At 54.0% G+C, this 19,533-nt stretch carries 26 protein-coding genes; 10 read left to right on the top strand and 16 right to left on the bottom strand.

Features of this window, described 5'->3' with window-relative positions:
- Positions 1 to 160: 160 nt before the first annotated feature.
- The 4 genes from SPV1_RS03625 to SPV1_RS03610 all read left to right on the top strand — a co-directional run bounded on the left by SPV1_RS03625 (position 161) and on the right by SPV1_RS03610 (position 2,459).
- Positions 161 to 676 carry a LexA family transcriptional regulator gene (locus SPV1_RS03625; protein WP_009849751.1) on the top strand — a complete coding sequence of 172 codons (516 nt, stop codon included), beginning with the start codon at positions 161 to 163 and terminating at the stop codon, positions 674 to 676.
- Complete coding sequence (locus SPV1_RS03620) at positions 673 to 1,374, top strand: hypothetical protein (RefSeq protein WP_009849750.1); 702 nt, start codon at positions 673 to 675, stop codon at positions 1,372 to 1,374. The genes SPV1_RS03625 and SPV1_RS03620 overlap by 4 nt, the downstream gene beginning before the upstream one ends.
- A 272-nt stretch (positions 1,375 to 1,646) precedes the next feature.
- A complete protein-coding gene (locus SPV1_RS03615) occupies positions 1,647 to 2,153 on the top strand; it encodes a DUF2141 domain-containing protein (protein WP_009849749.1) in 507 nt (168 codons plus the stop codon).
- Between the two features lie 102 nt (positions 2,154 to 2,255).
- Complete coding sequence (locus SPV1_RS03610) at positions 2,256 to 2,459, top strand: addiction module protein (protein WP_009849748.1); 204 nt, start codon at positions 2,256 to 2,258, stop codon at positions 2,457 to 2,459.
- Positions 2,460 to 2,617: 158 nt separating this feature from the next.
- Here SPV1_RS03610 and SPV1_RS03605 read toward each other — a convergent pair whose 3' ends face one another.
- From SPV1_RS03605 to SPV1_RS03595, 4 genes are all read right to left on the bottom strand, one after another.
- Positions 2,618 to 3,274, bottom strand: coding sequence for an NAD(P)H-dependent oxidoreductase (locus tag SPV1_RS03605; protein WP_009849747.1), 657 nt, complete (start codon positions 3,272 to 3,274; stop codon positions 2,618 to 2,620).
- A gap of 148 nt (positions 3,275 to 3,422) precedes the next feature.
- Positions 3,423 to 3,590, bottom strand: coding sequence for a hypothetical protein (locus tag SPV1_RS14270; RefSeq protein WP_155806622.1), 168 nt, complete (start codon positions 3,588 to 3,590; stop codon positions 3,423 to 3,425).
- A 163-nt stretch (positions 3,591 to 3,753) separates the two neighbouring features.
- The gene (locus SPV1_RS03600) at positions 3,754 to 4,275 is read right to left on the bottom strand and encodes a hypothetical protein (protein WP_009849746.1); all 522 of its coding nucleotides are present in this window, start codon (positions 4,273 to 4,275) and stop codon (positions 3,754 to 3,756) included.
- The gene (locus SPV1_RS03595) at positions 4,262 to 4,534 is read right to left on the bottom strand and encodes an HVO_A0114 family putative DNA-binding protein (RefSeq protein ID WP_160315786.1); all 273 of its coding nucleotides are present in this window, start codon (positions 4,532 to 4,534) and stop codon (positions 4,262 to 4,264) included. The genes SPV1_RS03600 and SPV1_RS03595 overlap by 14 nt, the downstream gene beginning before the upstream one ends.
- A gap of 373 nt (positions 4,535 to 4,907) precedes the next feature.
- Here SPV1_RS03595 and SPV1_RS03590 point away from each other — a divergent pair, with 373 nt between their 5' ends.
- From SPV1_RS03590 to SPV1_RS03580, 3 genes are all read left to right on the top strand, one after another.
- A complete protein-coding gene (locus tag SPV1_RS03590) occupies positions 4,908 to 5,198 on the top strand; it encodes a nucleotidyltransferase family protein (RefSeq protein ID WP_009849743.1) in 291 nt (96 codons plus the stop codon).
- A gap of 129 nt (positions 5,199 to 5,327) precedes the next feature.
- Positions 5,328 to 5,603: a type II toxin-antitoxin system Phd/YefM family antitoxin gene (locus tag SPV1_RS03585; RefSeq protein ID WP_009849742.1), complete on the top strand. Its 276-nt coding sequence runs from the start codon at positions 5,328 to 5,330 to the stop codon at positions 5,601 to 5,603.
- 2 nt (positions 5,604 to 5,605) lie between these two features.
- Positions 5,606 to 5,941: a type II toxin-antitoxin system RelE/ParE family toxin gene (locus SPV1_RS03580; protein WP_160315787.1), complete on the top strand. Its 336-nt coding sequence runs from the start codon at positions 5,606 to 5,608 to the stop codon at positions 5,939 to 5,941.
- A gap of 73 nt (positions 5,942 to 6,014) precedes the next feature.
- Here SPV1_RS03580 and brnA read toward each other — a convergent pair whose 3' ends face one another.
- Both brnA and SPV1_RS03570 read right to left on the bottom strand, forming a co-directional pair.
- On the bottom strand, positions 6,015 to 6,239 hold the full coding sequence (brnA, locus tag SPV1_RS03575) for a type II toxin-antitoxin system BrnA family antitoxin (protein ID WP_009849740.1): 225 nt from the start codon (positions 6,237 to 6,239) through the stop codon (positions 6,015 to 6,017).
- Positions 6,229 to 6,492, bottom strand: coding sequence for a BrnT family toxin (locus tag SPV1_RS03570; protein WP_152909330.1), 264 nt, complete (start codon positions 6,490 to 6,492; stop codon positions 6,229 to 6,231). The genes brnA and SPV1_RS03570 overlap by 11 nt, the downstream gene beginning before the upstream one ends.
- 137 nt (positions 6,493 to 6,629) lie before the next feature.
- On the opposite strand from SPV1_RS03570, the gene SPV1_RS03565 reads away from it, so the two are divergent.
- Together SPV1_RS03565 and nfo are read left to right on the top strand one after the other, a co-directional pair.
- A complete protein-coding gene (locus SPV1_RS03565; protein ID WP_026195353.1) occupies positions 6,630 to 7,925 on the top strand; it encodes a M18 family aminopeptidase in 1,296 nt (431 codons plus the stop codon).
- Positions 7,926 to 7,986: 61 nt separating this feature from the next.
- Complete coding sequence (gene nfo / locus SPV1_RS03560; RefSeq protein WP_009849737.1) at positions 7,987 to 8,832, top strand: deoxyribonuclease IV; 846 nt, start codon at positions 7,987 to 7,989, stop codon at positions 8,830 to 8,832.
- Between the two features lie 56 nt (positions 8,833 to 8,888).
- Here the strand turns inward: nfo and SPV1_RS03555 are convergent, their stop codons facing one another.
- Positions 8,889 to 9,755: an alpha/beta hydrolase gene (locus SPV1_RS03555; protein WP_009849736.1), complete on the bottom strand. Its 867-nt coding sequence runs from the start codon at positions 9,753 to 9,755 to the stop codon at positions 8,889 to 8,891.
- Between the two features lie 396 nt (positions 9,756 to 10,151).
- A complete protein-coding gene (locus SPV1_RS03550; protein WP_040881439.1) occupies positions 10,152 to 10,433 on the bottom strand; it encodes a hypothetical protein in 282 nt (93 codons plus the stop codon).
- 398 nt (positions 10,434 to 10,831) lie between these two features.
- On the opposite strand from SPV1_RS03550, the gene SPV1_RS03545 reads away from it, so the two are divergent.
- Entirely contained in the window at positions 10,832 to 11,686 is an 855-nt protein-coding gene (locus SPV1_RS03545) for a crotonase/enoyl-CoA hydratase family protein (protein WP_009849731.1), read from the top strand.
- A gap of 53 nt (positions 11,687 to 11,739) precedes the next feature.
- Here the strand turns inward: SPV1_RS03545 and SPV1_RS03540 are convergent, their stop codons facing one another.
- The 8 genes from SPV1_RS03540 to SPV1_RS14265 form a co-directional block, all read right to left on the bottom strand.
- Positions 11,740 to 14,238 (bottom strand): ATP-binding protein, encoded by a 2,499-nt coding sequence (locus tag SPV1_RS03540; protein WP_231288264.1) that lies wholly within the window; start codon positions 14,236 to 14,238, stop codon positions 11,740 to 11,742.
- A 306-nt stretch (positions 14,239 to 14,544) separates the two neighbouring features.
- Positions 14,545 to 14,859 (bottom strand): non-heme iron oxygenase ferredoxin subunit, encoded by a 315-nt coding sequence (locus tag SPV1_RS03530; RefSeq protein WP_009849728.1) that lies wholly within the window; start codon positions 14,857 to 14,859, stop codon positions 14,545 to 14,547.
- A gap of 52 nt (positions 14,860 to 14,911) precedes the next feature.
- Positions 14,912 to 15,484, bottom strand: a complete 573-nt coding sequence (gene sufT, locus SPV1_RS03525; protein ID WP_009849727.1) for a putative Fe-S cluster assembly protein SufT — start codon at positions 15,482 to 15,484, stop codon at positions 14,912 to 14,914.
- Positions 15,481 to 15,936, bottom strand: coding sequence for a Fe-S cluster assembly sulfur transfer protein SufU (sufU, locus tag SPV1_RS03520; protein ID WP_009849726.1), 456 nt, complete (start codon positions 15,934 to 15,936; stop codon positions 15,481 to 15,483). The genes sufT and sufU overlap by 4 nt, the downstream gene beginning before the upstream one ends.
- A gap of 153 nt (positions 15,937 to 16,089) precedes the next feature.
- Positions 16,090 to 17,307: a cysteine desulfurase gene (locus SPV1_RS03515; protein WP_009849725.1), complete on the bottom strand. Its 1,218-nt coding sequence runs from the start codon at positions 17,305 to 17,307 to the stop codon at positions 16,090 to 16,092.
- A 72-nt stretch (positions 17,308 to 17,379) separates the two neighbouring features.
- Positions 17,380 to 18,630, bottom strand: coding sequence for a Fe-S cluster assembly protein SufD (gene sufD / locus SPV1_RS03510; protein WP_009849724.1), 1,251 nt, complete (start codon positions 18,628 to 18,630; stop codon positions 17,380 to 17,382).
- On the bottom strand, positions 18,627 to 19,379 hold the full coding sequence (gene sufC, locus SPV1_RS03505; protein WP_009849723.1) for a Fe-S cluster assembly ATPase SufC: 753 nt from the start codon (positions 19,377 to 19,379) through the stop codon (positions 18,627 to 18,629). The genes sufD and sufC overlap by 4 nt, the downstream gene beginning before the upstream one ends.
- Positions 19,372 to 19,527 (bottom strand): hypothetical protein, encoded by a 156-nt coding sequence (locus tag SPV1_RS14265; protein WP_155806620.1) that lies wholly within the window; start codon positions 19,525 to 19,527, stop codon positions 19,372 to 19,374. Before SPV1_RS14265 ends, sufC begins: the two co-directional genes overlap by 8 nt.
- Positions 19,528 to 19,533: the final 6 nt, after the last annotated feature.

Genomic DNA, 19,533 nt, shown 5'->3' with positions numbered 1-19,533 from the left:
ACGCCGGGGCTATTTGCTGACCTGCATCGGCCTGCTTCGCGAACAAATAAATACCACCAAATGAACGGGGCACCGGCATCATAAAAAAACACCCCGCTGTTTGCGGTGTTTGACATTCTATATTCCGGATTCCAGAATAAGGAATGATTGAGGTGCTGTGATGGAATTGAAACAACAGGATATTTACGTTGCATTAAAGCTGGTTGTGCTAAAAGGGGAGCCCTGTTCGATGCAGCGTATCGGGGAAGCATTGGGCATGAGTGCATCCCGGGTACATGACTCCATTCACCGCCTGATTAAAGCCAGGCTGATCCGGAAGGATAAGGCATACCGGCCGGTATTAGCCAACCTGAAGGAGTTTATCGTGCATGGGATTCGTTTTGCATTCGTGCCGGATATTGGCGAACCGACGCGGGGGATGCCGACGGCCTCCTTTGCGCCGCCGCTCAATCTGGAATTCGGTGAAGCCAGTGATCAGGCTCATGTGTGGCCGGATCCGGAAGGAGAAGTTCGGGGTATATCATTTTCACCCTTGCACAAATCCGCACCAAAAGCCGCCCGTAAAGACCATGAACTCTATGAACTGCTCGCCATGGTGGATGCCATTCGCGGAGGGCGTGCGCGTGAGCGAAAGATGGCGATTGAGCAGTTAAGCCGGCGTCTGTCAGCGCCATGAGGCTGGATGACCCGAATATTGCCATGTTGCAGTTGGCTGCTGATGGATTGGGCCCCCTGCTTGATGAGGTGGTATTTGTTGGTGGCTGTGCGGCCGGATTGTTAATCACAGACCCGGCAGCCCCGCCAACGCGGGAAACAGCGGATGTGGATGTGATTGTCGAACTGGCAAGTCGTCACGATTACCACTGTCTGTCAGAGAAGTTACGCAACCGGGGCTTTTGTGAAGATCAAAGCGAAGGTGCTCCGATGTGCCGATGGCTGTACCGGAGTGTAAAAGTTGATCTCATGCCAACCGATAGTGCAATTCTTGGCTTTAGTAACAGATGGTATGCAGATGCGATCTTGTCTGCCCGGAATATGCGCTTACCTGCCGGAATCGACATTCGCATGGTAACGGCGCCGTTTTTTCTGGCCACCAAACTTGAGGCATTCCATGGTCGTGGCAATGGCGATTATATGGCCAGTCATGACCTCGAAGATTTGATTGCTGTGCTGGACGGAAGAGATTCCATCGTTTCTGAAGTGAAAGATTCGGGTACTGTCAGATTATATCTGGCCGAAGAGTTTCGGCGTTTATTGGCGCTGGATGAATTTCAGGATGCTTTGCCATGTCATTTGCCGGCCGATACAGCAAGCCAGCAGCGAGCGGTGATTGTATTGCAGCGTATGTCCGCTATTCGGGATATGGTGCAGTAGAAACAGGGAATAGCAAGCCAATGCCAGATGCTGAAATGGAGGTTTGGGATGGCCGTTGCATGATCGCTGGAATCCTGAGCCGCCAGCGGCGGGCTCGCCGATTTGAACGCGGTTAAAGAGCGGCTGCGCAACAAGTCCCGGTGATTATCCGGCTTCATGAAAGGGTAGAGAAGGACCTTGCCTCCGCATTTCCTCCCGACAAAGGGTTACGGGTACGGCACAGGGACGTAGTGTTTGTCGATCATGTCTAATCTCAAAGCAGGGGGCGATGAATGGAGTTGAATAGTTCCGCACAGGCGCTTGCAAGCGAGTCCCCTTGGCTGAAGCGGGTCGCCATTCTTGCATTCGTTTTGATTGAGCTGGTCTTCTCACCGTTTCCGGGGGCTGCGGCTGATGCCGCGGGTAAGGGTGTTATTCACATTAGCATTACAGACATTCAGCCACAGAAAAGCGGCGCTCTGGTTATCCTGTTGTATGATCGTTCGGGCTGGCTCGATGCGGAGAAGGCGATTCGCCATATTGAGGTTCCGGTGGACGGAAAGGGTGCGCTTGAGCTCACCCTGACGGACATACCATACCCTGCGAGCTATGCGGTGCAGCTGTTTAGGGACGGGAACGGCAACCACAAACTGGACATGCACTGGTTCCCTCTGCCCGGCCCCGATGAGCCCTACGGCTTTTCCAACAACTACAAACCCTTCGCTAAACCCGACTTCCTCAAGGCGAGCTTCCCGCTAAACAAGAGCGAGATGGCGCTGCAGATTAACATGCGCAACTAATAGCAGCGGGTGCCTCCGGCTGCTAAAAGAGGCGGTTTTTATTTGGAGCTTTTATTATGAACGGCTACTGTATCTGCCAGATGCTGAAAAGGAGGTGCCTGGATGGCCGTTGCATTATCGCTGGAGTCCATGTCTACAGCGGACAAACTCACTGCAATCGAACAGCTGTGGGATGATCTTTCCAGTCATCCGGCGAATGTGCCATCTCCCGCATGGCATGGTGAAGTGCTGGAATCCAGAGCAGCCAGCGGCGAGTTCGCTGATTTGAACGAGGTTAAAGAGCGGCTGCGCAACAAGTCCCGGTGATTGTAGGTGTCTGACTTGGCAATTTAACAATAAATACCGGGGTGCCGGAGTGATGCCGGGGTCTGACCAGAGGCGGAACCGTTTGATCGCAAAGCTTTACGCCCTGAATGCGGGATAAATCGGCATCAGGAATCCGGGGGTATACTTCACTCACGCTTTCAGATGACGGTGAAAACCTGCTCAAATGGTTTGCGGGATTTGGACAGTTTGGCATTGAAATCGCCTTCGGGATGATGATAGCCAATCACCAGCGCGAGGCTGCATTCATGGCCATCGAGCTCTTTGGCAAACTCTTTAGTGACGGCTGCGGCATCAAGCCCTTCCATGGGGGTGGAGTCGATTTTCAGGCGCGCCAATGTGTGCAGGGCATTGCCGAGGGCGATATAGGTCTGTGCTTTGGTCCAGCTGGATGTGGAGCCATGGCTATCGGTATTTTTCTCCACATAAACACAGGCGCCAAAGGCTGCATCGCGGTTTTCCGGCCGGGTGCGCGCAACCTTAATGTCCTGATCCACTACTGCCGCATAATCATCGCGACTATAACGGGGATGATTGCCGAACAGGATCACATGGGAGCCATCGATCACATGCTGCTGATTCAGCGGTGATATATCACCGAAGGTGTGCTTCATGCGCGCTTTGGCAGCATCGCTTGCCAGCACTACAAATTTCCACGGCTGTGAATTGATCGAAGATGCTGTCAACCGCAACGCCTCAAGGAACACATCAAGATCTGCCTGAGGAATTTTTCTGGTGTTGTCATATTTCTTTGTGGTGTGCCGCCAAAGCAGGTCTTCAATAATCGGATGATTCATCAATACTCCATTTTATCATTTGCATGAGGGCGAAGTATGCAACTTGCTGTTCACTTGGGTAGCCGCAGGATCAATGCGCGCAACGGTCTGTGCCTCTCAAGCGGTACCTGGCTTGATAATGGGTGTTTGGATGAAATAGATTGATCCACTACCTCTGACGACGCAGGTCGAATGAGAGACACGGGTCCATCACCGCCCACGCTGGCAGAATATCTGCCGTATAGCGCATGCATGCGCGGCGTGTCCATACGCCGCGAAACTCTGGACAGTGGTGGATGGTGACGATGGCGATCAATGGATTCTGGCCGGTATTCACACCGTGAATTGGATTTGTTTCTTTGCACTATCGCACTATACGAAGCAACGCCCATTGCTTCGTATAGCTTGCTTGGCGCACGACTGGCGGGGAGATCGGGTTGATATAAAAGTAGCGGAACCTGGTCTTGCTTCGCGCATGCAGATCGGAAGCAGCTTAATTGTCACCCCTTCCCGGCATAGCGCTGTCGCAATCGGCGGTCACTCAGCCAGGACTCCAGTTTTTCAAGGCAACCATACTTTGCAGCCAGTTCTCGTCCTGCGCTGTTCAGTTCGGGATACAACAGACATAACGCAGCCACATCGTGCATATCCTGCTGACCGGCAGCTATGCATTTACTGACCATAAAGCTGTGAATGTCCGGCACTTTGTAGCCGGCCTTTACTTCAAATAAGCCACGGGAAATACCTGTTTCGGCAGCGGGCAACACCTGAAATTCAATCCCTTCAAACAGACCATGTACAACCCAGCTCAAATCATCCGGTTCATTGCTGTAGCGTACCGCGGCATCGATGCTTGCATCCTTCAGGCGTTGTATAATCGTTTCCGGCTCCAGGTCCGCTGCAATATCGACATCTCTGGTAAATCGTTCCACTCCGTAGAGAGCGCCGCAGATACCTCCGATCAATACTGCATCCGGATCAAGGATATCCAGCAGTCGGTGGGCCGCTTCACTGAGTTGCATCAATCTTCACCTTGAAGGCAAATATCTCATCCAGCCGTCGCATACGTTGCTGATAGATGCTTTCAACTATCGACACCTGACGGCCGTTACGGACTTGCGGGGAAATATCTACCAGACCGGCTGCGGCCAGTTGCTTTACATGGTCAAATACGCGCCGGTAATTCCGCCCGCTATGTCTGGCCAGGGCATAGATCGACATCGGCCGGGATTGCTCAATTTCGGCCAGTAACTCTTTCTGTCTGCGTGTCAGTTTTGTCATATATGCCATATTGCTGGTCGGCGATCATAATGGCAACTGTTTTTGCCTGAATGCTGGCAAAGAATATTAGTGTGAACAGCCCCTGGATCAGCAGTCTCGTATCTCTTGATCGGCAGATTTCCCGATCATTCGCCCCGGTGCATGTGCGAAGCAACATCTGTTGCTTCACATAGCTTGCTTCCCGCACGTTGTTTTGCGCTGACCCGCATCGACCTGCTGCGTCAGTCGAATAAACTCTGCCGAGTCATGACATCCGGAGTATGATGTTGCTGAGCCGAGGTTTTGTGTTTGGCGTTTCAATGATGATGGGTTACTTTATCGCATACAGATGGCAGGCCAACGGCACCTTTGACGAAATGCTGAAGGAGGCAATATGAAATATGCGCAAGCACATGCTTTGCTGACTGAACATAAGGCTTTTCTGGCCGCTCATTTCGGCGTTACAAGCCTGGCCCTGTTTGGTTCCACGGCCCGGGATACTGCGACCGACCGGAGTGACGTGGATATCCTGGTTGATTTCGATGGCCCGGCGACGTCGAAACGCTATTTCGGCGTGCAGTTTTATCTCGAAGACCTGTTTCATTGCCCGGTGGATCTGGTAACAGAAAAAGCGCTCCGGGCGGAACTGCGCCCGTTCATAGAAAAAGAGGCAATACTTGTCTGAAAGCCTGACACGAAGAACGGTGTCCGGTCTTGAATCGCGCATTTGACAGGAATGGTGGTGCTATGCACCTTGCCGAAACATCGGCATGGGCCTATATTTGGGTCTCTTTAAGGCACCAATGGAGGCCGTATGCGTTACAGTGATTCCGTCAAACCTATCAGCTATCTGAAATCCCATACCGCCGAGGTGATTCGGAATGTTGCCGAAGGGCAGGCCCCCTGTGTGATTACTCAGCATGGCGAGGCCAAAGCGGTTGTGCAGGGCGTGGCCGAGTATGAAAAGACCCAGGAGACACTGGCTCTGTTGAGAATTCTCGCGCTCGGTGAGCAGGAGATTGCTGCCGGAGAGACCATGAGTGCTGATGAGGTATTCGCAGGGGCGGATCGACTGCTTCAACGGGATTGAGCGTGAAACGCTACGAAGTGCGCTATCTTACCAGCGCAAAAAATGACCTTTATGAGTTGCTGAGCTTTTTGTCCGAAAAGGAGTCTACCGACCGGGCCCGGCTTGTGTTGAATCGAATCAGGGCGCTTTGTGAAGATCTGGCTTCCATGCCATCGCGGGGGCATGTGCCGCCAGAGCTTGCAGAGATGGGCAGCCGGAAGTTTCTTGAATTGCACTTCAAGCCTTACCGCATGATCTATCAGGTCACCGATTCGGTCGTCTACATTCATCTGGTCTGCGATGGTCGCCGCGATATGCAATCATTGCTGAGAAGGCGCTTGCTCTCCCCGGGTTCATGATTCGTCCCACGCGGGAAGAACGGTGTCTGGTCTACCCCGGCCAGCTATTCGCTGACCGGGCAGGTCAATCAAATCAGGCGGCTTCTTTCAGTCGTTCGGCAAGCCACATCTTGATCACGGACTGGCGCGTGACACCCAGACGTCTGGCTTCCCTGTCGAGCTGGTGAATCATCCAGACGGGAAAATCGACGTTTACCCTTTTCTGTTCCAGTTCAGGTCTGCGGGCGCGGGTTAAATCCAGTTCTCCTGTGATGTCACCCCCGTTTTCAAAGGCCTGATCAAAATCTTTAGCTTTCATATAATGCCACCTCCTCCTTGCGTGAACGACGTACTGAAATGATACGAATTCTGTCATCCCGATATGTCACCACGCAGGACCAGTGTTTGCCTGCAATTTTTCCGATCAGAAGATACCTTGGTTCGTCAGTTGTTCTGGCGGGAATTTCCAATATGGCAGGATCATTCCATAGTTGCCGGGCATCAATGAAATCAATCCCGTGTTTGGCCAGATTCAACAGACTTTTCTGCTCGTCAAAATCAAACATAGGAATAATAATTATACCATTAATATCACTTGTCAATGTATTGGAGCCACAGCAAAATAAAAAACGGTGTTTGCAGAGCATTACCCTTGCAGGGTGAATCCGGATAACATCGTGCGATACAAAATGATGTGACAGAGGCGCTGATGCAAAACGAAGATTTCACCGATGGATTACTGGATTTTATCGCAAGATCACCCACCCCTTTTCATGCGGTACAAAGCATGGCGGAACTGCTCGAGCACGCCGGCTTTCAGCGTTTGACGGAAACAGAGCAGTGGGATGTCAGCCGCGGACGCTATTTTGTCACGCGCAATGATTCATCGATTGTAGCCTTCGCTCTGAACCGGCCGCTGACAGAGCATGGCATCCATATGATCGGTGCGCATACCGACAGTCCGTGCCTGAAGGTGAAACCGAATGGAGCAGTTACGGCCAATCGCTACCTGCAGCTGGGCGTTGAGGTTTACGGCGGCGCCCTGCTCAATCCGTGGTTTGACCGGGATCTGTCGCTCGCCGGCCGGGTCAGTTATCTGAACGAGGATCAGCAGGTGGCTCATAGGCTGATCGACTGGCAGCAGGCGATTGCCGTCATACCCAGTCTGGCCATCCATCTGGACCGGGAGGCCAACGATCAGCATGCAATCAACAAGCAGCTGCACCTGCCGCCGATCCTGATGCCGTTGCCGGAGAGTGGATCAGCTCCGGATTTCCCTGCGCTGCTGCTTGAGATGGTGAATGATCAGCTGGCGACAGAGCATGATGCCGGCGCAAAAGCGGTGAAGGTGCTCGATTATGAGTTGAGCTTCTATGATGTGCAGCAGCCTGCCGTGATCGGCCTGAACGATGATTTTATCGCTGCTGCCAGACTCGATAACCTGCTCAGCTGTTATACCGGCCTGATGGCGCTGCTCGATCATGACGGTGAGCACAATGCGCTGCTGGTATGCAACGATCATGAAGAGGTCGGCAGCGTATCGACGGCCGGTGCGCAGGGTAATTTCCTGCAATCGGTGCTCGCCCGCCTGTGCGGGGATGAGCAGGGGATGTCGCGCACAATGGCCTCAAGCTTCATGATCTCGGCGGATAATGCGCATGCCGTTCACCCCAATTTTGTCGACAGGCATGAGCCGGGTCACGGCCCGCTGATCAATGCCGGGCCGGTGATCAAGGTCAATGCCAACCAGCGTTATGCCACCAACAGTGAAACCGGTGCGCTGTTTCGGCACTGGTGCGCAACAGTCGATGTGCCGGTGCAATCGTTTGTCGTACGCTCGGATATGGCATGCGGCAGCACGATCGGCCCGATCACAGCCAATCAGCTCGGCGTGCGTACGGTGGATATCGGCGTACCTACCTTTGCCATGCACTCGATTCGCGAACTGGCCGGTGTTAAGGATGCATTTTATCTCTACACCGTATTGCGGCACTATTTCGGCTGACGGAAAACAGATTGCCGTTTGGGATGATCATCCCGGCCGCAGGCCGGATCAGGAGACAGATGTGAAATATATCGGGGCGCATGTCAGTGCGGCAGGCGGGGTGGAGAATGCGCCGCTCAGAGCGAAAGAGATCGGAGCCAGGGCGTTTGCACTGTTCACCAAAAACCAGCGCCAGTGGGTCGCCAAACCGCTGACGGACGAGAGTATTGCCGCTTTTAAAGCCAATCTGCAGTTGGCCGATATCCGGCCGGAGCATGTGCTGCCGCATGACAGTTACCTGATCAATCTGGGGCATCCGGAGGCTGAGGCGCTGGCGAAATCGCGCGCGGCCTTTCTCGATGAGATGCAGCGCTGCGAGCAGCTGGGGCTAAAGTTGCTGAATTTCCATCCCGGTTCACACCTGAAGCAGATCTCCGAAGCCGACTGCCTGAGCCGTATCGCCGAATCGATCAATCTGACGCTGGCCCAGAGCTCCGGCGTCACAGCCGTGATCGAGAATACCAGTGGTCAGGGGAGTAATCTCGGTTTCCGTTTCGAGCATCTGGCGGCGATTATCGAGCAGGTGGAGGATAAATCGCGTGTCGGTGTCTGCCTTGATACCTGCCATACCTTCACCGCCGGTTACGACCTGCGCACGCCGGCCGATTGCGAGAGCACTTTCGGCGAGTTCGATGATATCGTCGGTTTTCAATACCTGAGCGCCATGCATATCAACGGTTCCAAAGCCAAATTCGCATCGCGTGTGGATCGCCACCACTCACTGACGCAGGGGGAGCTGGGGCTGGATGTATTCCGTCACATTATGAACAGCGATCAATTTAACGATATCCCGATGGTGCTGGAGACGATTGACGAGACCATCTGGCCTGAGGAGATCAGGCTGCTCTACAGCCTGGCTGAAGCATAGCTGCGGGGAGTGCCGCCCGGATTTTCAGCCAAATCGACGCCATCAAGGCCCTGCTTCTACAGCAGGGTGTTCGGCTCCCGACTGACCCACTGACCCGGCGCAGATTGCTTTTCAGGTAGTTTGTTCAACCATTGCAGCCAGAGCGTGAAGTAGCGGCTTTCCGATTTGACGTCGAAATCGTTATGCCCGCCGGCAAGATTACCGCGTAATTTGGGCGGGTTGGCTGCGGCAAAGATCTGATCGGCCATCTCGTGGGGGATAATCTCATCGTTGGCCGCGCTGATCAGTAGTAGCGGCGCATGCTGGCTGCGTACCGCAGCTTCCGTATCCAGACGGCTGCGCACAAAGTGGCGCAACGGCAGCCACGGATAGGCCGCCTCGGCCATGTCCGGCAAACTGGTGAATGGCACCTCAAGCGCCAGCCCGACCGGATTGACCTCCCCGGCCAGCCGCGCAGCCACGGCGCAACCCAGACTGCGGCCGGCGATAATGATGTTGTCCGCTGCAGCATAGCCCGGATTCTGCAGTAGTGACCAGGCGGCCACTGCATCGCTATGCAGCCCCTCTTCAGAGGGTGTGCCCTCGCTGGCGCCATAACCGCGATAGTCGAAGGCGAATACGGAGAGACCCATGGCGTGCCAGCGCCGATATTGCGCCAGTCGCTGACTGATATTGCCGGCATTGCCGTGCAGATGCAGCAGCGTGAAGCGGGCGTGGGCATGCGGTATATACCAGCCGTGCAGTTTGACGCCGTCGGCCGTGGTGAACCAGATGTCGCGAAAGCTCAGCCCCACGCCGGCAGGGCTCTGTACCATCTCCTGCGTGGGAAAATAGATGTAATGATCTTCATGGCTCAGCATCCACAGCATCGTGCCGCCGATAGCCAGCAGCAGCAGGAAGATGGCACGCAGTACAAGTTTCATCGCACTACCCTAACCCGATTTGCGCCGGGGATCATGTCCGGGTGATTTGTCCTGTATCCGCAGAAGATAGCAGGATGGTAGAAAAGGCGTATCCTGTAGCGTGGTTGCCGGCAGACAGAGATTTCACACCTGCCAGGGAGAGCATGGGTCAGACCGATGCAACGCCTCTCCTGAAGGCTGCCGATCAGGAGCGAAACCGTGGGTAAAGAGCAGAAGAGCAGCCGGGAAAGTAAAAAAGAGCCGGCTAAATCACCGAAAGAGAAGAAGGCTGCAAAAAAGGCCAAAAAAGCAGCCGCATAAACAGACGACAGATGTTAAAAGAGGGAGCCGTAATGGCTCCCTCTTTGATAGGGCCTGTTCACACTGTTAGGTGTTGTCGCTGCTGCCCCGAATCTTTTACGCTTCGTCGATCCAGCCCTGCAGCGATTCAATAATCAACTTTGCCTGCCTGGCATTGGTGATATTGAACTTCGAGCGCGGCGTATATTCGCCGTTGCGCTTCTGGTAGCGGCGGATGGTGTATTTGTCCTCGCCGTAAGCCTCGCTGGCGCTCTCCCAGTTCTGGTAGCGGAACAGAATCGTTGTCCATGCGCCCTTGCTGAGGATCACCTTGTCCAGCTGTTTGGTGGTTTTGATACCGCCCTCTTCGTAATCAATGCTCAGATCTTCAGGTGTCATGGTAGCCTCATTATCTATGGTATGCGTCAGAAACAAAAGGGAGCCCTCAGGCTCCCGTTCCGCGGCGAATTATGTCTAATTCAACGGAGAAGTCATCCGATTCCCTTTTGTCGCTTCGTTTAGCCCGAAAGCCGATGTAAAACCCCGCCTGTTTTAAGGGGTTCGGGAGGCATTCTGCTGTCCATCTGCATGGATATGAGAGCGCCATGTTGATATTTTGACTGTTTTTCACACACATGACTCACCATTTCGACCTCTCCCCGGCCGCGCGCCCCTCATACGAAACGTCCACGCATGCAGCGATGATAAATTGACGCTTCTGTCCCGCGACGTTCAGCCTGAGCAGTGCGGGGGGAGACACCACCACCTCCGACATCCAACCGATATGGAGCTTTACAATGCTAGAACAGAGGAAACAGTCAGAATCAAACATAGAAGTCAGCGACAATGCACACGGCTACCGCAGTCTGCAGGTATGCTACGAAGAAGAACTCGGACTTGCATGGTTCTACATGCAGGCACAGCCACGGCCATGCTTTACCCCCGAACTGATCACCGAAATCCTGGACTGGTGTGAAACACTGAGTGATCAGCAGCATATTCAATATGTGGTCGGAGGATCGAAGGTGCCGGGCATCTTTAATCTCGGCGGAGACCTGAATCTGTTTCTGGAGCATATTGAACGTGGTGACAGGGAGGGACTGTTGAAGTATGTGACCATGTGCAATCAGATGTTTATGCGCAACTACAACGCCATCAATGGCAATATCACAACCATATCACTGGTACAGGGTGATGCGCTTGGCGGCGGATTTGAAGCGGCTATTTCCAGCGAGGTGTTGATTGCTGAACGCGGTGCAAAAATGGGCTTGCCGGATATTCTGTTTAACCTGTTTCCGGGTGCCGGGGCTTATAGCCTGCTATCCAGAAAAATCGGTATGGCCGAAGCAGAACGCCTGATTCTGAGCGGTCGACTGTATTCAGCTGAAGAGATGTATGAGTTGGGGGTTGTGGATGTGCTGGCCGAAGAAGGTGCAGGCAGGCAGGCGGTGTATGACTACATCAAAAAGGAGAGCCGCCTGAGAAACGGCTATCGCGCATTTCGAAAGGCCAAACGCTGCTGTAATCCGATTACCTTTGAAGAGCTGATGGAGGCAGCAAATATCTGGGTGGATACGGCATTCCGGCTGGAGAGCAGAGATCTGCGCATGATAGAGAGACTGGTAAAGAAGCAGTCGGCTAAATCAGCATAGCAGATGAACCATCATGCTCCGGGGGAAAGCAGCCCTCCGGAGCATGACAGGGTTCAACGATGATGTGATGCAGGGTATTCCTGTATATATCTATTCAGGGCGGAGCAACCTGCCTGAAAACAGCTGCGCAACTCGATGACACAGGATGACATCGCCGCAGCATCCAGCGACTCGTTCTGCCCTTCAATCTTGTTGCAGATGCTCAGTATGCCTTGCATACCCAATGTGGCGGCGCTGCCCTTGAATGGATGCAGTGCAGTCAGAAACAGGGCTTTGTTACCTTGCCTTGCGTATAAATCCAGCTGTGTCAGATGCTCCTGACCGCTATCTTTGAATGAACGTAACAGATGCTCCTGCTTCTCTGTTGTACGAATTACACGGAACAGGTCGTCCAGACGGCCTTCGTCCAGCAGTGAGTCATGCTCCGGGCTGTAGGCAGGTAATTCTTCACCTTCAGGGGCATCCTCATGACTGGTAAATGCGGCGACCTTCTCGAGCAATGAAGCAAGCTGAACCGGTTTGGTAAGATAATCATTGGCACCGGCATCCATACACTCCCTGATGGTATCCGGCAGTGCATCCGCGCTAAGCATCAGCACCGGGGTTTTGCCTGTTGTATCCATAAAACGGAACTGCTTGAGCACATCCAGTCCGCTGGCCTTGGGCATATTCATATCCAGCAGCACCAGATCAAACTGAGTGTCTCCGGCCAGCGCATCGAGTGCCTGTTCGCCATCCTCGGCAAGCTGGACGTTGTGGCCGGCTTTTTTCAGCACCTCCTGCATCACCTCCTGATTCACTGCGTTATCTTCAGCCAGCAGGATATGCAGCGGTTTGAGCTGCTGCTTGCGATGAATGACATCGGTAATGGAAATCACATCGGCGGGGTGATGAATGACGCTTGCAGCATGCAGCGCATTGAATAGCAGCGACTGCTGCAGTGGCAGAGACAATACTGAAGAGTAACCGGCTGCAATCATCACCGAACTGTTTTCCCGCTCAGACGCAGGTTCAACCAGAATCACATCCAGCCCTGTCAGATCCGACTTGTCGCGAATGGCGCCTGCAATACGCTCCGGCCTGAAGCGCAGAGCGCTGCTGTAAATAATGGCGATATCATAGGGTTGCCCCATGGACCATGCGTCAACCAGAGCCGATAGCAGCAGCTTTTCATCTTCAATCAACGTAAAGCCGATGCCCCACTGCTGCAGCAGCGGTGCAACGAGATCTGCATCGGCTTGCTTTGCCAGTAGCAGCAGATGCAGGCGTGAGAGATCTCTCGGCTCGCTGGTCCCTGGCTGCTGCCGGGAGAGCGGCAGGTTGATGGTAAAGGTGGTGCCGGCGCCCGCCCGGCTTTTCAGGCTGATGCTTCCCCCCATCAGTTCAGTCAGGTTTTTGGCGATCGTCGTACCCAGACCCGTGCCACCGAAACGGCGGGTAATGCTGGCATCGGCCTGAGTAAACTGTTCAAATATTCTGCCCTGCACATCTTCGGACATACCAATTCCGGTATCGGTCACGGTAAACTGCAATACTACATTTTTCTCGGTTACCTCCGATGCCTCAACCTTCAGCGTGACACTTCCATGCTCGGTAAATTTGACCGCATTACCGACAATATTCAGCAGAATCTGCTTGATATGCTTCGGGTCACCGATCAGCGCAAATGGAATTTCCGGGTCATATCGCAATGCTATCCGGATTGCCTTTTCCTTGGCCTGTCCTTCAAACAGCGCAACAGTGCCGTGCAATAACTGGTGCAGATCAAAAGGTTCATGCAGCAACTCAAGCTTGCCCGCCTCCAGTTTGGCCATATCAAGAATGCGCTCAATCAGGCTCAGCTGATGATATGCGGATTCCTTGATCACAAACGTGAAACGCTTCTGCTCGTTACTTAAACTGGTACTGTATAACAGATCGCTCATGCCGATGATGCCGTTTAATGGCGTGCGCAGTTCATGGCTCATATTGGCCATAAACTGCGACTTGGCGCGATTGGCGGCTTCTGCTGCATCAATGGCATGGTGCAGTTTTTGAATGAGCCTGGCCATGAACAACGGCACCACCAGAATCAGTAGCAGATTGCCGATAGCCATATAAATATGCTGCATCCAGAACGGGTTGAGATAAACAACGGTAACAAAGCCGGCTACCGAGAGTGCCATTGCCAGATAGGCGTATTTGACGCCGAAGCGGAAACCGTGACCAACGATAATCCACAGGTAGAGGCCGACGAATAGTGCGCCGTCTTCGCCGTCGCCGTGATACATGCAGACGGAGGTGGTCACGACATCGCCAACGGCCATCAAGCCTCTGCGTCTGTTGTTGGCTGCCGGCGAGAGGGTGATCCATATCAGGAATGCGATAGAAACAGCCAGATATGCTGCTGCTATTGTGAATATAAGATGATTCTGCGTGATATAGAAATAGAGGCAGATAACAAATACAACGATAACGCGGGTAAATGACTGGCCATATTCGGGACTGCGTGATGCATGCCGCCTGCGCCACGTAGTTTTCTGCTTGTCCCTGTTGCTGTTGTACAAAGTCATACCGATATCAGTGTAGATTGGTGACATCCACTCCCTGTCACGGAGCGCATCTCAAATCGAACCTGTATCCGGTCAAAGTGTTTTCTTGTCATAGTATCCAATCCTACAGCAAGAATGTGGTGACGCTATCCCTGCTGTTCTTTGACTTCATATTTCTGGCACATCATTCCGGAGGCATGCCGGACATCAAGGCAGGGCAGGCGCGGAGACTTGAAATTGAAGGCGCTGCAGCCGTGTGGGCGCTGCTTCTCCCAGGTAATGAAATAGTAACGGCAGGTGCGACACTGCGCCGGCCGGTTTGAATCCTTAGTCATCAATATCGATTTGTACCATGCCGTTTTCAATGCGTACAGGGAAGGTGGATATATCCTCATACGCCGGCGGGGTCAGCGCGCGGCCGTTGCGGATACAGAAGCGGGCGCCGTGGCGCGGGCAGATAATCTGATCGCCTTCGCAGACGCCGCTGGCCAGTTCGCCGCCGTCATGGCTGCAGACATCTTCAATGGCGAAGAATTCACCGGCCAGATTGAATACGGCGATTTCACAATAGGGGGTATTGAAGATTTTTCGACTGCCCGGCGGCAGCTCACCGATCTCGCCCACATCCATCCATTCAGCCATTGCTCACTCCTCTTCCCTGATTGTGATCAGCCCGCTTTTTGCTGCGCTATGATTAAAACATGCCTAACTGAAGACGTGCTTCATCGCTCATCATGGAGCGATCCCACGGCGGATCAAATACCAGATCGACCTCGACATCGCTGACATGGTCCACACTCAATACCTTGGCGCGCACATCATCGACAATAAACGGCCCCATACCGCAACCGGGTGCGGTCAGTGTCATGACAATATCCACATGGTTGCCGCCTTCATCGGTTTCCACCACATGGCAGTCGTAAACAAGGCCCAGATCAACGATGTTAACCGGAATTTCCGGGTCGTAGCAGGTTTTCAGCACATCCCAGATGGCCTGTTCATCAACCGGACCCTGTTCGGTTTCCGGGCTTTTTTCAGCCGTGGCAGCGGCAACTGCCTGCTCTGTATCCATGCCCAGTCCGAGCGCATCGGCATCCTTGCCTTCCACGCGTGCCAGATTGCCCGATACGCTGACGGTATAGGTGCCGCCCAACTCCTGGGTGATCAGCACCAGCGCCCCGGCAGGAATGGTCACCGGCGTGCCGAGCGGAATCAGAATGGCATCAACATCACGGGTGGTAGTAATCATATTGCCTGCACTGTTCATTCTGTTTTTGCCGCCTTGCCGGAGTCCTCAATCGCCGCTTTCATGGTATGCCAGCAGAGCGAGGCGCATTTGATACGACTGGGGAATTCGCGCACGCCCGAGAGCACGGCCAACTTACCCAGTACATCGGTATCCGGCTCTTCATCGATATCGGCCGTGACCATGTGCTGAAAGCCTTCAAAGCGCTGCTGAAATGCCGCCAGCTCAGTTCCCTTCAGTGCATCGGTCATCAGCGAAGCCGATGCAACCGAAATGGCGCAACCTTCACCCTCGAATGAGACATCTTCAATGATGCCGTCATCGCTGACATTCAGATAGATATGCAGTTTGTCGCCGCATAGCGGGTTATAGCCGTCAGCCTCATGGTTGAAGCTTGCCAGCTTGCCGAAATTGCGCGGGCTCTTGTTGTGATCGACAATCACCTGCTGGTACAGGTCTCTTAATTCAAACATTCAAAGCCTCTTGGTCAACCACACAGGTACGGGGATATAAAGAAAAGCAGCTGTTTATCATCGTGGCAAATAAACATGCGGCAGCTGACGATGCAAGCAAAAATATTACACGCGTATGGCTGCTTTGAGTCTTTGTGTGGTCAGGAAATTTTTTCATGCGAAAATAGCCTGCGCCTTTTGCAGGGCGGCAAACAGGGTATCGACTTCCGCCTTTGTGTTATAGATCGAGAAGGAGGCGCGTGCGGTAGCCGGCACCTTGAAAAACTGCATCACCGGCATGGCACAGTGATGGCCTGCCCGAATGGCCACGCCCTCGCGATCGACAATGGTGCCCAGATCATGCGGATGTACGCCGGCCAGCACAAATGAGAGCACGCATGCCTTCTCTCCTGCGGTGCCGATCTGGCGCAGGCCGTCAAAGCTTTCGGCTTTGGCCGTGGCATAGGCCAGCAGCTCTTTTTCGCGTTTGCCAATGAGGTCGAAACCGATGCCCTGAATATATTCGATGGCCTTGCCGAAACCGATGGCGCCGGCGATATGCGGTGTGCCGGCTTCAAACTTGTAGGGCAGCTCGTTGTATTCCGTTTTTTCGAAGGTGACCATGCGGATCATGTCGCCACCACCCTGATACGGCGGCATGGCATCGAGAATCGACTCCCTGCCGATCAGTACGCCGACGCCGGTGGGGCCGTACATCTTGTGTGCGCTGGTCACATAAAAATCAGCATCCAGCGCCTGCAGATCGACAGCCAGATGGGCGGCGGCCTGGGCGCCATCGACCAGCACTGTTGCACCGACGGCATGGGCTTTGGCAATGATCTCGGCAACCGGGTTGATCGTGCCCAGCGCATTGGACATGTGCACGACGCCGACAAACTTTGTGTGCTCGTTAAGCAGCGCCTCAAACGCATCGATGATCAGCTCGCCCTGCTCGTTGATCGGTGCAACCTTCAATGTGGCACCAACCCGCTCGCACAGCATCTGCCACGGCACGATATTGGAGTGGTGCTCCATGTGGGTGATCACTACCTCATCACCGGCACGGACATTGGCTCCACCCCATGCCGATGCGACCAGATTGATCGCCTCGGTGGTGCCGCGGGTGAAGATCACTTCGCGCTCGCTGCGGGCATTGAAGAAACCGGCAATGATCTTGCGTGCCGCTTCGTAATCGGCTGTGGCCCGCTCGGAGAGGGCATGTACGCCACGATGCACATTGGCGTTATCGCACGCATAGTAATGGTTCACCGCATCAATGACGCACTGCGGCTTCTGTGTGGTGGCGGCATTATCCAGATAGACCAGCGGCTTGCCGTAAATCTGCTGCCCCAAAATCGGGAAATCATTCCGTATGGCTTCAATATCAAACATTATATTCAACCTTTTGCACCGCAGAGCGACGCAGAGTGCATGAATGTGCAGGCGTGGCTGCTGAAACAGTGATCATCCCAGCATGCCTTCCAGATCGGAGATGTTCGGCAGTTTGGCGAAGGCTGCATGCTCAACATAGCGGCGTACCGCCTGATTACTCATTTTGGCCAGCACTTCATCGGCAAAGGCAAAGGTGAGCATCTGTCTGGCTTCATCGTCGGAGAGACCGCGCGATTTCAGATAAAACAGCTGATTCTGATCCAGCTGTCCGACCGTGACCCCGTGCGCACATTTTACATCATCATTGTAAATTTCCAGCTCAGGCTTGGTGTCGATTTCGGCATGTTGCGAGAGCAACAGGTTGGCATTGTTTTGCGCCGAGTCGGTTTTTATTGCGCCTTCTGCCACGACAATCTTGCCGTTGAATACGCCGTGCGAGCGGCCGTCGAGCACCGCCCTGTAATTTTCGCGGCTGGTGCAATGCGGCGCATTGTGGTCGATGCGTGTGTGGTGGTCGATATGCTGGCGATTAGCCGCGACAAACAGCCCGTTGAGTGTGCAGCTTGCACCGGCCTGCTGTAGCCGGACAACCACGTCCGCACGCGAGATCATGCCGCCGATTTCGGTTGCGTGCAGCGTGCAGGAGGAGTCGCGCTGCTGCGTAATCTCCACGCGGCCCAGATGACACTGCTTTGGCGCTTCCATCTGCAGGCGGTAATGCTCGATGCGGGCTCCCTCAAGCAGGCGGATGGCCGTTACGGCCGTGGTCAGCCCGCTATTGTTGTGATTGCCGGCGAAGTGTTCGATGATTTCAGCCTGCGCCTGTTTGCCGATATGGATGCCGGTGCGCAGGTGGGTCGTGCCGCCGCTGTTCACGTTCAGGATATGTATCGGCTTGTCCAGACGAGTGTTGTCCGGCACGCAGATGCAGGCGCCATCGCTGGCCAGTGCACTGTTGGCCGCGACAATACCGTTACTCAGAAATGCATCATCCCTGTATGTGATCAGCTCGGATACCTGCTCCGGCTCATCCTGAATCATGGCGGCCAGCGACTTCACGCTGACCGATGCAGGCAGATCGGATGCCTGTGCATCGAAATGACCGTTCACGATCACCACACGATAGGCATCGAGTTTCGCAATAACAAACGATGCAGCATCGCATGGCTCGGTAGCGGCACTCTGCCACCACTGATCGCCAAGCAGCGCCTGAATGCGCGAGATATCTGTATATTTCCAGTCTTCATCACGGGTTGTCGGCAGGCCACGGGCCTCAAAAGCCTGCCACGCCTCATCGCGGATATGTTGCAGTGATGCGCTCATGCAGCAGCCTCTTCCCTGACCCAGTCATAACCGCGCTCTTCCAGTTCCAGTGCCAGATTCTTATCGCCGGTCTTGAGGATTTTGCCATCGGCGAGCACATGCACGACATCCGGCTGGATGTAATCGAGCAGACGCTGATAGTGGGTGATCATAATAATGGAGCGATTAGCCGCGCGTAGTGTATTGACCCCTTTGGCGACGATACGCAGGGCATCGATATCCAGACCTGAGTCGGTTTCATCCAGCAGCGCCAGAGAGGGCTCGAGCACGGCCATCTGGAAAATCTCATTGCGTTTCTTCTCACCGCCGGAGAAGCCTTCATTAACGCCGCGCGAGAGGAATGACTGATCCAGTTCCACCAGCTTGGCTTTTTCCCTGACCAGCTGCATGAAATCCATGGCATCGAGCTCCTGCTCGCCGCGATGGCGGCGCGCGGCATTCACGCCTGCCTTGAGCAGATAGGTGTTGTTCACGCCGGGTATTTCAACCGGGTACTGGAATGCCAGGAATACGCCTTCCCATGCGCGCTCTTCCGGCGCCATGGCGAGCAGATCACGCCCCTTGTAGGTGATTGAGCCCTGCGTGACCTCATAGCCGTCGCGTCCGGCAATGACATTCGACAGCGTCGATTTGCCCGAGCCGTTCGGCCCCATGATGGCATGCACTTCACCCTCACCGATCTCCAGGTTGATACCTTTCAGGATGGTTTTGCCTGCTACCGATACATGCAAATTCTCAATTTTAATCATCTTTGTAAACCTTCTCTTGCCACAGAGGACGCAGGGCACGCAGAGGAAAAATGGTTGGTTTTTCTCTTTGTCCCTGTGATTCCGGGCTATATATTTTTATCAATCCGGTTCGACACAACAAGCGGATGCCTTTTTCTGCCTGGCTCATATCGCG

The sequence above is a fragment of the Mariprofundus ferrooxydans PV-1 genome (assembly GCF_000153765.1).
Taxonomy (GTDB): Bacteria; Pseudomonadota; Zetaproteobacteria; order Mariprofundales; family Mariprofundaceae; genus Mariprofundus; species Mariprofundus ferrooxydans.
This window is presented reverse-complemented; position numbering and strand designations above follow the sequence as displayed.

Excerpts from the sequence above, each read along its gene's own strand:
- SPV1_RS03625 (WP_009849751.1), top strand. The coding sequence starts at position 161 with ATGGAATTGAAACAACAGGATATTTACGTTGCATTAAAGCTGGTTGTG.
- SPV1_RS03620 (WP_009849750.1), top strand. The coding sequence starts at position 673 with ATGAGGCTGGATGACCCGAATATTGCCATGTTGCAGTTGGCTGCTGAT.
- SPV1_RS03615 (WP_009849749.1), top strand. The coding sequence starts at position 1,647 with ATGGAGTTGAATAGTTCCGCACAGGCGCTTGCAAGCGAGTCCCCTTGG.
- SPV1_RS03610 (WP_009849748.1), top strand. The coding sequence starts at position 2,256 with ATGGCCGTTGCATTATCGCTGGAGTCCATGTCTACAGCGGACAAACTC.
- SPV1_RS03605 (WP_009849747.1), bottom strand. The coding sequence starts at position 3,274 with ATGAATCATCCGATTATTGAAGACCTGCTTTGGCGGCACACCACAAAG.
- SPV1_RS03600 (WP_009849746.1), bottom strand. The coding sequence starts at position 4,275 with ATGCAACTCAGTGAAGCGGCCCACCGACTGCTGGATATCCTTGATCCG.
- SPV1_RS03595 (WP_160315786.1), bottom strand. The coding sequence starts at position 4,534 with ATGACAAAACTGACACGCAGACAGAAAGAGTTACTGGCCGAAATTGAG.
- SPV1_RS03590 (WP_009849743.1), top strand. The coding sequence starts at position 4,908 with ATGAAATATGCGCAAGCACATGCTTTGCTGACTGAACATAAGGCTTTT.
- SPV1_RS03585 (WP_009849742.1), top strand. The coding sequence starts at position 5,328 with ATGCGTTACAGTGATTCCGTCAAACCTATCAGCTATCTGAAATCCCAT.
- brnA (WP_009849740.1), bottom strand. The coding sequence starts at position 6,239 with ATGAAAGCTAAAGATTTTGATCAGGCCTTTGAAAACGGGGGTGACATC.
- SPV1_RS03565 (WP_026195353.1), top strand. The coding sequence starts at position 6,630 with ATGCAAAACGAAGATTTCACCGATGGATTACTGGATTTTATCGCAAGA.
- SPV1_RS03555 (WP_009849736.1), bottom strand. The coding sequence starts at position 9,755 with ATGAAACTTGTACTGCGTGCCATCTTCCTGCTGCTGCTGGCTATCGGC.
- SPV1_RS03550 (WP_040881439.1), bottom strand. The coding sequence starts at position 10,433 with ATGACACCTGAAGATCTGAGCATTGATTACGAAGAGGGCGGTATCAAA.
- SPV1_RS03545 (WP_009849731.1), top strand. The coding sequence starts at position 10,832 with ATGCTAGAACAGAGGAAACAGTCAGAATCAAACATAGAAGTCAGCGAC.
- SPV1_RS03540 (WP_231288264.1), bottom strand. The coding sequence starts at position 14,238 with ATGACTTTGTACAACAGCAACAGGGACAAGCAGAAAACTACGTGGCGC.
- SPV1_RS03530 (WP_009849728.1), bottom strand. The coding sequence starts at position 14,859 with ATGGCTGAATGGATGGATGTGGGCGAGATCGGTGAGCTGCCGCCGGGC.
- sufT (WP_009849727.1), bottom strand. The coding sequence starts at position 15,484 with ATGAACAGTGCAGGCAATATGATTACTACCACCCGTGATGTTGATGCC.
- sufU (WP_009849726.1), bottom strand. The coding sequence starts at position 15,936 with ATGTTTGAATTAAGAGACCTGTACCAGCAGGTGATTGTCGATCACAAC.
- SPV1_RS03515 (WP_009849725.1), bottom strand. The coding sequence starts at position 17,307 with ATGTTTGATATTGAAGCCATACGGAATGATTTCCCGATTTTGGGGCAG.
- sufD (WP_009849724.1), bottom strand. The coding sequence starts at position 18,630 with ATGAGCGCATCACTGCAACATATCCGCGATGAGGCGTGGCAGGCTTTT.
- sufC (WP_009849723.1), bottom strand. The coding sequence starts at position 19,379 with ATGATTAAAATTGAGAATTTGCATGTATCGGTAGCAGGCAAAACCATC.
- SPV1_RS14265 (WP_155806620.1), bottom strand. The coding sequence starts at position 19,527 with ATGAGCCAGGCAGAAAAAGGCATCCGCTTGTTGTGTCGAACCGGATTG.